This window comes from Fulvivirga sediminis, from assembly GCF_016757215.1.
In the GTDB taxonomy this organism is placed as follows: domain Bacteria; phylum Bacteroidota; class Bacteroidia; order Cytophagales; family Cyclobacteriaceae; genus Fulvivirga; species Fulvivirga sediminis.
The window spans coordinates 128403-143830 of record NZ_JAESIY010000007.1 but is presented as its reverse complement, the minus strand read 5'-3'; the positions used below and the strand labels follow the sequence as shown (position 1 = coordinate 143830).

Sequence of the window (15428 nt, the reverse complement as noted above, 5' to 3'; positions counted from 1 at the left end):
CGCATTAAAGCAGAAAAAATCACTCCTTACCATGTACTCTGTCATAGAAAAAATCAGCAAGTCTATGGTTTCCATAAGGAGTGGCAATGTTATCCATTCCCATTATAGTTAAGAAAAATTCTATTGGTCCGTAAGTTTTAGAAGAAGTAAAAGTTCTAAGTAAGAAGATAATGGCCTTTCGTATACAGTCACTCAAATACATGATTTTAACCGGTTTTTTCCAAGCTTTTAGAGCTAGCGTAGCTAATTCATTATGACTAAAAATCTCTGGTCCGCCCACGGTCTCTTCCATCACTTTATTCTCCATATTATCTACACATACTTTTGCTAAATCCTCACCATGAATGGGGTTCAATGCTAGTGTGCCATCACCAAACAGAAACATACGTCCTTCTTTGGCCATCTTTAAAAAGTCTTCCATATCAGAAAAAAAACCATTTGGTCTAACAATGGAATAGTTTAGACTTGAGCTTTTTAACTCATCTACGAACTTTTCCTTGGCTTCAAAAATTTTCAAATGGCGAAGTCGGTCTCCATTGATAGCAGAGATATATTGAAAAACTTCCACTCCCGTTTTTAAAGCCTCTTTTAGTAAATTGAGGTTTCCTTGGTAATCAACATCTTGATAGGTGAGTCCATCTTTTTGCCTAGTAATCCCTATTGATGAGAAAACCCAATCTATATTTTCAGTTATTCCTACAATGGTTTCTGGTTTTACTATTTCACCAATAAAAAACTCATCTACTGATTGGAACACTTGCTTTTGAGATGGCTTCCTTATTAAGACTCTAACCCAATAGCCTCTCTTTTTAAGCTCCTTAACCACATAGCCTCCTAAATAACCTGTAGCTCCTGCTACTAAAACCCTTTTTTGTATCATTAACTTTTTTTGACAAACATAGGCCTGTGGGTATTCAGGAGTCGTTGACGATCGTCAAGATTTCAATTTCTTATATACTCTGGCTTTTATTCTGCTTAAAGTTTCTGGAGATACCCCAAGAAATGAAGCAATGTAGCGCTGAGGTACCCTTAAGAATAAATCGGAGTGTGTATCTAATAAATCTACATATCGCTCTTCTGGTGATTTTGTAACAAAAGAAGCTATCACTTTCTGACTTGTAATTAGCTCATTTTCTACAGCCACGCGAGCAATAAGCTCAAATTTAGGAGACTTGTTGAGTAGGTATTCAATTTCATTTTTTCCGAAAACCAGTATTTTAGAAGGCTCAATAGCTTGATAATTTTCCCTAGCCTCAATATTATAAGTGTAGCTCTCTCCTGCGCAAATAAATTGACCTTCTGTATAAAAAAAGGCAGTCTTGTCTACCACATCAACGTTGTAAAACAGCCTTACACAGCCCTCGAGTACGTAGTAAATTTCATCTGAAATATGACCTTCTTCAAAAAAGATTTCATTCTTATTGATCTCACGAACCTGAACTATTTCTTTTAAAATCTTTTTGTCTTCTTCTGTGAGTGGAAGATATGCTTTAAGGCTATTATAAAAAATGTCCATTTTCATAATTTAAAAACGGTAAAATAAGCAAGTTAATGTTATAATGAATGATTTGCGGTAAGCTATGTTTTCAAAGGTAAGACGATTATATTACTTTATTTTCTCTTTGAAACATTTTCAATGAGTAGAATTCGGTACATAAGAAATGCGCACCCTCAATGCAGAAAATTGATAGTGCTGGTGACTATAACCGCATATGTAATCAGGCTTCAGCTAAAACCTTAGCAGCAAATAGATTATGTTTATTTAGACTAAAAATTATAGTTTTTTATATTGTTAAATAGAATAACCTCTAAAAATCTTATTATGAATTATTTATATCTCCAAATTCATATCACATTTATTTGTAGTCAAGAATTATAATATGATCATGACTGTTATTTTTTATAGATTTAATTAAATTCAAAGCGTCAACCTAAACTAAATGCAAAATAACTACCTATTAAAAGGAAAATGTTGTCTATTAATTTTGCTTTTTCTTCAATCGTTTGCAATTCGATGCATAGGGCAAAAGGCCCGACTTTTTTCTTCTGATCGTGAATTATCCAGCAGTTTGATAGAGGATATACTACAGGATCATAAAGGAATTATATGGATTGCAAATGACAATGGTATTACCAAATATGATGGGGCCAAATTCACTCATTACAATGAGCAAGATGGCATACTGAATACTTATGTACGTACTGCTTATGAAGACAGTAAGAAAAACCTGTATTTTGGATTTTTTAACGGTCTGCAGATCTATAACCGCTCCACAGATTCTTTTACAGAAATACCTTTAATACTTGCCCATGAGGAAGTATTCGCGGCGCATGTTCTGTGTATGCTAGAAAGGAAAGACGGATCTCTTTTGGTGGGAACCTCAGGCCATGGACTATTTAAAATTTACAATGAAAAGGGTCGGCTTGTGGCCAGGCAGCAGCTGGATTTAATACCTAGCTTTTTCACCAGCTCTCTGCATGAAGATAAAAGAGGAAACCTTTGGGTTACTACCCAGGATAAAGGCATTTTTTGTCTCAGAAGAAACGGCAAAATTAATCAATACTTTAACCCTAAGGAAAACATAGGTATTAATGTAAATAGTATCTGCGAAGATGATTTAGGAAATATATATGTAGGAAGTTTGAGTCAAGGGCTATTAAAGTATAATAAAGATCAAAATAGATTTGATATTATTAAACATAAAGCGGTATCCCCTCCTCCCGTTAAAGCCTTGATGTTTCATCAGGATCAGATTTTAATAGGTACAGATGGACAGGGAATGAAAGCCTATGACCCTGCCAATGATGAAATCAGTGATCTTAATTTCCAGGTATTTAATTTTGATTTTTCGAAGGCAAAAATTCACACTATTATAGTTGATAGAGATAATAGTATATGGCTGGGGCTTTTTCAAAAAGGAGTAGCGGTTATTCCTTCTAACGGGAATAACTTTCAATACATTGGTTATCAATCTGTTAATAAAAACATTATCGGTTCAAATTACATCATGTCATTGTACAAAGATAGTCAGGATGTTTTATGGGTAGGAACAGATAGTGATGGATTATACGCCATAAAGCAATTTGGAGAGCAGGTGAAGCATTACCAGGGTAATGGAAAAGTAAACTCTACTCCCAATACTATTCTAACTATGTTTGAAGATAGCCAGAATACACTTTGGTTAGGCTCGTTCCTTACAGGCCTCTATAGATTTGATCGTAATTCTCAATCTTTTTCTCATGTATCTCATATTCTGGATGAAAATAAGAGTCCAATTCAAAGGGTGTTTGATATCGCTGAAGATAATAATAAGAATGTTTGGATAGGTACTTTGGGGTTTGGTCTGTATTCTATGAATTTGGAAACCGGAAAAGTTATGAACTACGGCAAGCCTGACAACCCATGGCACCCTAATGATGCTACTAACTTCTTGCATAATTCATGGATAACCTGTTTGCTTTATTCTTCTACTGATGATTTATATATAGGCACTACAGATGGAGTGAGTCGTCTGGATTTAGAATCTAAGACTTTTTACTCTCTGAATGACTTATACCCAGAGCTGGCTCGTCAGAATATACAATGCTTATTTCAAATAAATACCGATGAGTTGTGGATAGGAACGTCTCAGGGTCTTTTTCATATAGGATTGGAGGAAAACTACATCAAAAATTATACGCAAAAAGAAGGCTTATCTGGTAATATTGTATGTGCTATAGAAAAGGACAATTATAACAATCTATGGATTAGTACGAACCATGGTATAACCGAGCTGAATCGGCAAGACACTACTTTTGTTAAGTATAACTATAACGATGGCTTGCAAGGGAATGAATTTAGCCCCAGGTGTAGTTTCAAAGATAGCAATGGCACTTTGATCTTTGGAGGCATAAACGGAATCACTTATTTTGAGCCCAATAAAATAAAGTATGCCTCTAAAGAAATAGCAGTAACTATTACAGACTTTTACATTCATGATACTCCCATAAAGAAAGGAATGATGTCTGGAGGATATAATATAGTAGACACGTCCATAATGCAGGCTGAGCACCTTGATATAGCGGTGAAAGATAACTCATTCACTATTGAATTCTCCGCTATGGAGTTCATTAATCCTGAAAGAATAAGTTACCAGTATTCGCTCAATAACGGTGAGTGGATTAGCTTACAACAAGGTATAAATAATGTTACTTTTAATGATTTAGACCCAGGCACTTACCAATTCAGGGTTAAAGCGAAGGATTTTAATATTTACTCTCCCGAAAAGAAAATCTCCATTACTATTCATCCGCTTTGGTATTTTTCTTTATGGGCAAAAGTAATATATGTCTTAGTTGCGGTTGGCATCATTTCATTGCTGACTTACTATATAAGACAATGGTACCGGAATAGAAAGGAGATACAGGATCACCTATATGTGGAAAAAATTAATAAGGCTAAGCTGGAGTTTGTATCTGATATAGCACATGAAATTAAAACACCTATTTCTTTAATTATTAATCCTTTAAAGAAGCTTATCGCTACTGATTCTGAGACTTCCAGGCAAAAAACTTATTCTGTTATAAGAAGAAATACTGAAATCATTTCTTATCTCATCAATCAGCTCATGGATCTATGGAAAATAGACCAAGGAAAAATCTCTTTGCTTTTCCAAAAGACTGATATCTCAAACTTTATACGTTCTACTAGTGAGATATTTGAGGAACAGATTCACGCCAAGCACATTAGTTTTCAGGTGAAGAGCAATCATGATCTCCCCTCTTTGTGGATAGACCAGAGATTCTTTGATAAGATTATGCACAACCTACTTTCTAATGCCATTAAGTTTACCCCGGATAATGGAGAGATAACAATATTTCTATCATTAGAAAAAAATGATGATAAAGAATATCTTAAAATTATCTGTTATGATACAGGCATCGGTTTGGCAGAATCTGAAACTGTAAAAATATTTGACCGTTTTTATCAAGGCACCAATAACCACCTCTCTACCGGTACAGGGATAGGTCTTCATTTAACAAAGAAAATAGTGGAATTGCACCACGGATCTATTATTGCAGAGAATAATGCTAATCATATTGGATGCCGATTTACCATCACTTTACCAACCGGTAATGGCCATCTACTCCCTCAACAAATCATTGAAGATAATAGAAGGGAAGAGAAAGTTACTACACAACCAGAGAACCCTGCTCCTCCTCTTCCTCCAGATTTAAATCCTGAGGGTAAGGTAAAGCCTAAAACAAAAAAGAGAGTTCTGGTAGTTGATGATAACGATGAATTTAGACGGTATGTATGTGATGAATTGGCCTCTGAATATCACATCAAAAACTGTTCTAACGGTAAAGAGGCTCTAAACATTACTTTAACTGAAAAACCAGACCTGATTATTAGTGATGTGGTTATGGATGAAATGGATGGAATCACTTTTTGCAAAAAAGTAAAGCAAAATATAAACACTAATCATATACCTGTTATTCTGCTTACGGCTAAGTCTCATGTAAAAGATAACCTTGAAGGTCTCGGTATTGGAGCTGATGTATATATTTCAAAGCCTTTTAACATGGAAATATTGAAAAAGACAGCCGAAAGTATCTTAAAAAACAGAGAACTTCTTAAGAATAATTTTAGTGGGATGCAGCTTCAAGGGGATAAACTAGAAAACGTGGTTCTCCATTCTCCTGATGAAAAATTAATGCAAAAGGTGATGAACGCCATCAATAATAATCTGGATAACCCTAATTTGAATGTTGAAATGATTGCTGCTGAAGTGGGCATCAGTCGTGTACACTTATACAGGAAGATCAAAGAAATAACCAACCAATCTGTACGAGAGTTTGTGCGTAATGTAAGATTAAAACAGGCCTCAGAACTTTTGAATACTAAAAATATTAATGTTTCGGAGGTGGCTTATGCTACTGGTTTTTCAAGTCCTTCCAAATTTTCAACCAGTTTTAAAGACCTGTACGGAGTATCTCCATCCGCATATATTCAAACACGAAAAAATGAAGAATAAATAAACGGAAATAGTCATTTAAATAGTAGCTCAATTTGTAACAATTACTTTTCCTAATGTTACATTATGCTATTTAAGTTTTTTTTGTGCTTATAAGTGCTATCTAAAATAGATATCTTAGAATAGGCTCTTTAGTCTATTCAACCTAAATTAATGAAGATAGATAGTATCACATTTATCTTTAACTAAACCTATAATTAAAATCTTCTGAAGAGGTGAATAATGCTATTGAGGCTGTCAACTAATTCAGAAAATTATGAAAATATTAGTTTGGTTATTGATATTTAATTGTTGGAATTACTTATCAGTTTTCGGCCAACAACTTCATAGAGTAATACCCGCTTCACTAGATAGGCCAATGCCTGTATTAGCATGGAAAGCAATTACGCCTGCATCAGTTCATCATGTAAGCTTGCAAGATAAAGGTGCATTCGCCCATTTGGAAGAAGTGGATTTCAGTTCAGAAGAAGATGGAGAATGGACAAAAGTAGACGATGTAAGAATATGGAGGTTAGGAATTCAATCGACTGGAGCAAGTTCTCTTTATCTTACTTTTTCCTCCAAGTTAGGCACAGAAGCAAGTATCTATTTATATGGTCCTGGTTATAAAAATCTTTTAGCAAAACATAATCTGACTCTGAATAGGAGATTTTCCTTATCTCCTATTTTTAACGATTCTTTGATCATAGAAATTAATGTGCCAGCATCGGCTCCTCATAAAGGGGCGCTTCATATTCATAAAATATATTCAGGTTTTGCTAAGCTTAATCAGGCCAATAGAATGGCTACGTGCAGTGAAAATATAAACTGTGAAAACGGAGATTTATGGCAAACGGAGAAGAGATCAGTCTGTAAAATTATATCTAATGGACAGGTAAGTACAGGAACCCTCATAGGTAATACTAACAGGTCTGATACTCCTTATTTAATCACCTCGAACCACAGTATTTATAATGAAAATATAGCTTCAGAAGCACTTTTCATATTTAATTATGAAGCTAATGATTGTAATGATGATACAGAGACACCCTCCTACTCCATTAGTGGAGGAGCGCTCGTATCAACCAATAAGAACCTGGATGTAAGCCTTATCAGGCTTTATGAAATACCTCCAAAAGACATTGCTCCGTATTATGCCGGTTGGTCTATTGCGAGCTCTCCTCCCAAACGGTCTGCATGTATTCACCATCCATACGGAAAAAAGAAAGAGGTGGCCATAGAGTACCATTCGGCATCTTCAAGCCAATATAGTAATGACTATGATTCAGAGTCAGCTTGGAAAATAGATCATTGGGAAATAGGCACTACAGAGCCTGGTTCTTCAGGTGCTGGTCTTTTCAATCAAGATCACCAACTCACCGGAACTCTTACTGGAGGCAGAGCCTCCTGCTCTAGCCCTACGGACGATTACTTTTCTAAACTAAGTTTGGCCTGGGATAAGTATCAGGTTGCTGACCAGCAGCTAAAGCATTGGCTGGATGAGAGCAATACAGGTATCACTGCTATGCAAGGGTACGATCCATATGGCTTTAATCCGATATTTTGTGATACTGTCTATAATTCTGATAGGGAGTTAACCACAACTATAGCCGCTTACAATTATCCCGTGGCAGAAAAATTCTATATCAACAGCCCTTTGCAGATTCAAGGTTGCTATTTGGATATAGATATGGTAAGTACAGACTCTCCTCCCTCTACTGTCACTTTACATATATGGGAAGGAAGTAAACAGCCAGAAAAAGAGATTTATACTCAAAGCATTTCAACCTCTCATCTTACACCTAATATGATTAAATACATCAATTTTGACTCAGCCCTTACCATCAATACTAACTTCTTTATAGGATATGATAGTGACGATATAAAGTTTCGATTAAAAGAAGCTGCAAGTGCAGTTTCTACTATATATACCTATACGGGTGGTTGGACGCTTAAGCAGAACAATCAATCTTTAAGAATTGGATTATCAGAATGTTATGGATCTATTGTAACTCCAAGTCCAACTCAATTATATATCTACCCTAACCCCTCACAAGATTACTTTTACCTTAGAATACCTCAGGGAGAAGTTGTCTATGAGTTGTATTGCTATAACAGTAAGGGAGATGTGGTGAAACTGCGGCCTTTATGGAGCGAGAAAGAAATGAAGATATCTTTTGAATTACCAGAAGGCTATTATGTTCTCAAATTAGTAACAGAGAATAATGAATATGCTCAAAAATTTTTGGTATTACCTTAGAATATAAGCTCAAATACCTCCTCATTTTCAACCACTTTACTCATGAATTGCAAAAAATATCTGTTATTGTCTAGGCCTTTATTACTCTCATGTAGCTGTCTTTCATTTGCTATTGCTTTGTTACAATACCCCTTTCTTTATGCTTTTATCATATTCCCACTGCTGTTATACAAGGGGTATACAAAATTGCTCAGTGAAATAGAGCAAAACCATGCAAGGAAACTCACACAGCCTAAGACCACGCCAATAAGTAAAACCTCTAATGATATTCCTCTCCCTTCGGCCGAAATAATGGATCAACTGAAAGAGGCTATTAGCAATAGGTCATTATCTGATAGTAGTAAAAATAAATTAAATCAGGCCTATACTGTGCTGGATAGCTTGCTTCACTCTATCCAAAGGCTTCTAGATAGCGAAGAAAACCAAGATTGCATAGACGAGAAAGTGATAGACCTATTGCAAGAGCATAATCAAATAATTCAGCATATAATTAATGATGACCAAAAGACGGCAAAAAACAAGCTAATAAATAATGATGCTGATAATGTGAGTATGGAGGATAAGAAGTTCATCGATAAAACCATTGATTTAATTAATGAAGCCATGATATCAGGAGATGTAAGCGTAAATCGATTAGCAAAGAAGCTGGATATGAACAGGACTCAGTTATATCGTAACATCAAAAGGATTACTGGTGAAACGGCCACACAGTTTATTAAGAATGTAAAGTTGACCAAAGCACTCACCTATCTCAAAGATAAAAGTCTCAATGTTTCAGAAGTAGCCTACATGACAGGCTTCGAGTCTCCTTGGTATTTCAGTAAATGTTTTAAAGATAAATACGGTCGCTCTCCTTCTGTTTACCAAACAGAACAAAATAAAAATATCAAAGAATATGATCGTGTAGCTTCCCGCAAACGATACAAAAAACTGTAAGATGATCATTTGTTGTATAAAAAGTCTCATTTCTTTAGTCTTTTTGAGCTAATTGATGCTAAATTCGAAATAGTTCAACCTAAACCCAGTTTTATGAAATGCAAATCATATCATTTGATTTCGCTTCTTTCTGCCCTAAGTAAAGGAGCTGTTTTAGCCTGTTGCCTTCGTCAAGATACCACGATAAAGGTAACTTAGGATTCATCCTCCATCCTTATCTGAGCTGCTTATACTAAAACATACATTTATTATTTAATCACCTAAATCCTAAACCAATGAAAAACTACAGTTATTTTATCATGTTCTGCAGTCTTCTCCTAGCTATGGGCTGTGAGAATGATAATACACTCGAAGAACCGTCAATTAAAGACGAGTTAAAACTTAAAGCGGCTACCCCCTATCGGCTTAGAGCCAGAAGTACCGATGGTCAAGCTCATGTTAATTTTAAAATAGGAAATCAAACCGTAGCAAACACTACCATAAACTCTACCACTATGGCAGATTATTGGTTTTCTAGTGAGCTACAAGGAGATATTGTAGTTCAATTTGACAATGATACTGATGGTAGAGATGTACAAATCGATTACCTGTCGGTGAATGGAGATTGGAGACAAGCAGAAGAAAGAAGTTATAACACAGGTGTATGGCAAAACGATAATTGCGGTGGATCGTATAGTGAATGGCTTCATTGTAATGGTAGCATTAGCTTTGGTGATGCTCCAGGTTCTGGTGGTGGCGGCGGTGGCGGCGAAGCCGTAAATCCCAATCCTTCTTGGAATGTAGAATCAAGAATATTCTTTGATGGCCCTGCCGGTGCTTTTGATGATATCGCTGTAAAAGATCCTAGCATAGTGTATGTAGATGGCAGATATCACCTATTCTTTACAGGAAGAGATTATAATTATTGGAGAACTGGTTATGCTTCTGCTACTACCCTGGGCGGACTTGCCAATGCTAATCATAACTTCTTAAGCTCTCTTAATGGAGGTGGCTATTTCTGTGCACCTCAGGTGTTTTATTTTGGAGCTAAGGGCAAATGGTTCCTCATTTATCAAAGCGGTGTAGGTGCTTCATTCTCTACTAATACTGATGTGGGCAACCCTTCTGGCTGGTCTCCAGTGAGAACCATGGGCTTCACGGATGGTATTGACTTTTGGGTAATATCTGACGGCAGTAGAGTATATTGCTTCTATTCTGCACAAGATGGTAGCAGAAGTATTAAAAGAAGAAGTACCAGTATTAATGACTTTCCATATAACTGGACTGGTCCTACTACGGTGGCTACCAATACTTTTGAAGCACCTCACGTGTATAAAAATCTGGCCGATGGTCAATTCTACATGATTGTAGAGGATATAGCCAGACATCAAGAGCTTTGGAGAGCCAGTAGCCTTGGTGGTAACTGGACTAAAGTGTCGGAAGAATGGGCACATAGAAATGACCTGAACTATCTGGCAGATAGATGGACCGACCAGGTTTCTCATATTGAAGTAATAAGAGCAGGTTACAATGAATTACTAGAGGTAGACAATCTTAACCGTTGTCAAATGCTGATTCAGGGTGTTCCTAGCGGTAATTACGGAGATTATTATAGAATCCCTTATGACCTTGGTGTGATTCGTAATTATTAAAAATATTGAGACTGGATCAATCCGTGAACTGAAGTATAAAAGTCACCTTGATTCAGTCTCATTTCTATACTAATCAATTTCAACTTAAATCTTTTTTATGAAACCAATTAAACCAAACCCAATTACAGCATTCAAAGGTCTTTTTTCGGCCTGTTTGCTACTCACCTTTATGTTCTCTCATGAAATAAAGGCTCAAAAATTTTTAGGCAATATTTATCAAAGTAGTGCCCCTTCCAATTACACCCAATTCTGGAATCAGGTTACTCCAGAAAACTCAGGAAAATGGGGTAGCGCAGAGCCCAGTAGAGATAATTATAACTGGGGAGGCTTAGACAATGCTTATAATTTTGCCAAGAGGAATAACATGCCATTTAAAGGACACACACTAGTTTGGGGAAATCAGGCTCCCAACTGGATAGGAAACTTATCACAGAGTGATCAGAGAGCTGAAGTAGAAGAATGGATACGTGATTATTTCGCAAGATATCCTGATACAGATTATATAGATGTGGTAAATGAACCACTTCACGCACCTGCAGGATACAGAAATGCTCTTGGCGGTAATGGATCAACAGGCTGGGATTGGGTAGTAACATCATTTGAAATTGCTCGTAGATATGCCCCCAGCGGTTGTAAGCTATTACTCAACGAGTACGGCATCATCAGCGATCCCAATGCGGCTAATAGATACATGCAAATAGTAAACATATTGAATGCCAGAGGCTTAATTGATGGTATTGGTATTCAGTGTCATTCTTTTAACATGGACAATGTTTCTACGGGTACTATGAATCAGGTGTTAGGTATTTTAGATAACGCCGGATTACCTATTTATGTATCTGAGCTTGATATGCGTGGAAACGACAGCCAGCAGCTTCAAAGATATCAGCAGAAATTCCCTATCTTCTGGGAAAATCCTAATGTAGCTGGTGTTACTCTTTGGGGATATATTCAAGGTACTATGTGGGAGTCTGAAGCTTGGTTAGTAACTCAGGGCGGAGGTCAGCGTCCTGCTATGCAGTGGTTAATGAATTATGTTGATAACAACGACGGAGGTGGTGATGGCGGAGGTGATGGCGCTAACACCATCGTGGTTAGAGCCAGAGGAACGGCTGGTAGTGAGCATATCAATGTAAGAGTAAACAATACAATTGTCGGCTCTTATACGCTTGGAACTTCTATGCAAAACTATACTACCAATACCGATGCTAGTGGTACTGTTTCGGTACAATTTGATAATGATGCTGATGGTAGAGATGTACAGGTAGATTACATACAATTTAATGGCACCACCAGACAATCGGAAGATCAAGAGTCTAATACCGGAGTGTATCAAAACAGCGCTTGTGGTGGTAGCTACAGCGAATGGTTACATTGTAACGGAGCTATTACCTATAGTGGTGGTTCTGGCGGTGGTGGCACCAGCATAAGTGTAAGAGCACTAGGTACTGCAGGGTCAGAGCACATCAACCTATTAGTAAATAATCAGGTAGTAGCTGACTGGACTTTGTCTACTTCTTATCAAACGTATACCACTAGTACTACAGCATCAGGTGAAGTTAGAGTGCAATTTGATAATGATGCTGACGGAAGAGATGTTCAGGTAGATTACATTCAGGTAAACAGTACTGTATTACAGGCAGAAAACCAAGCTACAAATACAGGTGTATATCAAAATAGTTCATGCGGAGGAAGCAACAGCGAGTGGCTTCATTGCAATGGTTACATCAGCTTTGGCGCCAGCGCGGCATCTGCAAGAACTGCGGCTTCAGACATAGTGAAAGAAGATAATCTTGTAACTAAAATATATCCTAATCCAGCCAATGACATTCTACATGTTCAATTCGCCAATAAGGATGGAGAAAAAGGTCAGCTAACCATTGTTGACTTGAACGGAAGTGTATTAAAAGTTATACCAGTAATTAGTGGAGATAATGCGATTGATATTTCTTCATTTAAACCGGGAAGCTACATCTTGAAACTTACCAGTAAGGATGAAATTACTTCCTGGAAACTGTTAAAAGATTAATTCCCCCCATTTTAATAAGGTCTCTGATTTATTTCAGAGGCCTTATTATTTATACCCTACCCAGCTTACCTGAATACCCGTCGTATTACTTCTCCCCTTTTAGTATATAAGTTTTTCCTGCCGAGGTGTTGAGATCATATTCATACACTTTTCTCAAATCAGGTTTTAATAAGGATGTACCTGACGCTTTTAGAGCTTCTTTTGTATCAGGTATTTGATAAAAATTATTTTCATTTTTACCGGAAGCTGGCTTTAACCCTTTTCCTGATAAAGGATAATAAGATCGTATTCGACAATTACCACCTAATTCTGATCTAAGAATTATCTCGTTAGGTTTATTCTGATCCCAATGAATGTCCAGGCCAAATCCACCTCTGGCTCTTAAGCCATTTATTCCGCCTTTCTCCCAGTCACCTGGAAGAGCAGGTAAAATATGTATGGCACCATCATGGCTCTGCATTAACATTTCTGCAATACCTGCGGTACAGCCAAAATTGCCATCAATTTGAAATGGAGGGTGGGCATCAAACAAATTCGGGTAGGTGCCGCCTTTTTCACCCACATTTTCCTTTATGGCTGGGGTAAGCTGATCCTTAATTAACTTTAGAGCATGATCACCCTCCAGTAGACGTGCCCACAGGTTTACTTTCCAGCCCATAGACCATCCGGTAGACTCATCGCCTCTGGCCAGAAGTGATGTCTTGGCTGCCTGGAATAACTCTGGAGTATGGTAAGGTGATATTTGATTAGAAGGATACAAACCATATAAATGAGAAACATGCCTATGATGATCACCCTGCTGGTCCCAGTCATACATCCATTCCTGAAGCTGGCCCCACTGCCCTATTTGCATAGGAGGCAGATGAGCTATGGCTTGCTGTAAAGATTTTATAAAATAAGGGTCTTTATCCAAAACCCCGGCTACCTCCGCGGTATGGGTGAAAAGATCGAATACCAACTGGTTATCCATGGTGGTGCCCGCAGCTATAGAAGTACCTGTGGCAGCCGGAGCATTTTCCGGTGATATGGAAGGACTCACCACTAGCCAATGATGTTCAGTATCTTCTATCAGAAAATCGAGATAAAACTCACAAGCTCCTTTCAGCACAGGATAAACAGCACTCAAATATTGCTTATCACCAGAGTATTGATATTTATAAATGAGATGCTGAGAAAACCATGCACCACCCATGGGCCACATACCCCAGAAAGCACCATCTACCGGCCCATTGATTCTCCAAATATCCGTGTTATGATGCAATACCCAGCCCTTAGCACCATACATATCCTCAGCTGTCTTTCTGCCCGATTCTGATAGCTCGGTCACCATTTTTATAAGTGGCTCATTGGTTTCTGAAAGGTTGGTTACTTCAGAGGGCCAATAATTCATTTCAGTGTTAATATTAACCGTATATTTACTATCCCATGGCGGGTTGAGTTGGTGTGCCCAGATGCCCTGCAGGTTGGCTGGCTGCCCACCCGTACGCGAAGAGGAGATCAGCAGGTATCTGCCAAACTGAAAATATAAAGCCACCAATTGTGGGTCATTACCAGCTGCAAAGTCCGCGATGCGCTGATCAGTTGGCTTTTTAATGGCATTAGTAGTACCTAAATCTAGCGTTACCCGATTAAAGTACTTTTGATAATCCGCTATATGAGCCTTTCTAATCTGATCATAACTTTTATTTAAGGCGGCTTGCAATGGTTTAACTGCTCTTTCATCTGCGTTACCACTAATGTCTTTATAATTTATAAAGTTAGTACCAGCAGAAATATATAGAGTCACTGCGTCAGCATTTGAAACCTGCAATGCGCCATTTTTAGGTCTTACCTGACCATTTTCAGTAATAATTTTAACTATCGTCGTAAACTTCACCCCTCCTACTACGCCTTCGTGATCACTGGTAGTGCCTGTCATAATTAATTCCTGGTTGGACGTAGCTGTTACCTGTACTTCTGCTGGTCTATCGAGGTTGGCTGAGAAATTAATGGCTCCTTTTTTATCAGCTGTAATACGCATTGCAATCACCTGATCAGGAAATGATGAAAAGACTTCGGTTTTATACTTTACTCCATTGGCCTCATAGCTACTCGTTGTAATGGCCCTGCTGATGTCTAGCTCACGTTTGTAATCTTTGTAGCTATCATGATTTTCAAAATTCAGCTTCAGGTTACCCAGCACTTGATAAGGCATACCATGAGATTTTTTAGTGATAAACTTCTCATTAATAATAGCTTCGGCCTCTTTAAATTTTTTCTCAAAGATCAATTGTCTTACCTCTGGCAATGCCTCTTTAGCCAGTGGGTTGTCATTTCTATTGGGCTGACCAGCATAGACGGTATTTTCATTAAGCTGAATAACCTCATGCGCAGGGTCACCAAACACCATGGCTCCTAGTCTGCCGTTGCCCACTGGAAGCGCTTCTTCCCACCTATTCGCAGGGTTTTGATACCAGAGTTTCAAAAGGGAGTCTTGCGAGGCTTTAGTACTCTGAGCTTGTGCCCATAGAGGAAGTGCTAACAACAGTAGAACTAGTTTTTTCATAAGTATCGAGTCTGAGTTGAAATAGATTTTA

The 15428-nt window shown here is 37.6% G+C and carries 8 protein-coding genes; 5 read left to right on the top strand and 3 right to left on the bottom strand.

Going from position 1 to position 15428, the window contains the following annotated elements:
* Positions 1 to 19: 19 nt before the first annotated feature.
* Positions 20 to 880, bottom strand: a complete 861-nt coding sequence (locus tag JL102_RS13755; protein WP_202244996.1) for an SDR family oxidoreductase — start codon at positions 878 to 880, stop codon at positions 20 to 22.
* A gap of 54 nt (positions 881 to 934) precedes the next feature.
* Entirely contained in the window at positions 935 to 1522 is a 588-nt protein-coding gene (locus JL102_RS13750; protein ID WP_237390589.1) for a Crp/Fnr family transcriptional regulator, read from the bottom strand.
* A gap of 418 nt (positions 1523 to 1940) precedes the next feature.
* On the opposite strand from JL102_RS13750, the gene JL102_RS13745 reads away from it, so the two are divergent.
* The 5 genes from JL102_RS13745 (at position 1941) to JL102_RS13725 (ending at position 12852) form a co-directional block, all read left to right on the top strand.
* Positions 1941 to 6017, top strand: coding sequence for a hybrid sensor histidine kinase/response regulator transcription factor (locus JL102_RS13745; protein WP_202244995.1), 4077 nt, complete (start codon positions 1941 to 1943; stop codon positions 6015 to 6017).
* A 256-nt stretch (positions 6018 to 6273) separates the two neighbouring features.
* Positions 6274 to 8256, top strand: a complete 1983-nt coding sequence (locus JL102_RS13740; RefSeq protein WP_202244994.1) for a T9SS type A sorting domain-containing protein — start codon at positions 6274 to 6276, stop codon at positions 8254 to 8256.
* 42 nt (positions 8257 to 8298) lie between these two features.
* Positions 8299 to 9192: a helix-turn-helix domain-containing protein gene (locus tag JL102_RS13735; RefSeq protein ID WP_202244993.1), complete on the top strand. Its 894-nt coding sequence runs from the start codon at positions 8299 to 8301 to the stop codon at positions 9190 to 9192.
* A 275-nt stretch (positions 9193 to 9467) separates the two neighbouring features.
* On the top strand, positions 9468 to 10823 hold the full coding sequence (locus JL102_RS13730) for a non-reducing end alpha-L-arabinofuranosidase family hydrolase (protein WP_202244992.1): 1356 nt from the start codon (positions 9468 to 9470) through the stop codon (positions 10821 to 10823).
* A gap of 97 nt (positions 10824 to 10920) precedes the next feature.
* A complete protein-coding gene (locus JL102_RS13725; protein WP_202244991.1) occupies positions 10921 to 12852 on the top strand; it encodes an endo-1,4-beta-xylanase in 1932 nt (643 codons plus the stop codon).
* An 85-nt stretch (positions 12853 to 12937) separates the two neighbouring features.
* On the opposite strand, the gene JL102_RS13720 is transcribed toward JL102_RS13725, so the two are convergent.
* Complete coding sequence (locus JL102_RS13720; protein WP_202244990.1) at positions 12938 to 15397, bottom strand: glycoside hydrolase family 95 protein; 2460 nt, start codon at positions 15395 to 15397, stop codon at positions 12938 to 12940.
* Between the last annotated feature and the right edge of the window lie 31 nt (positions 15398 to 15428).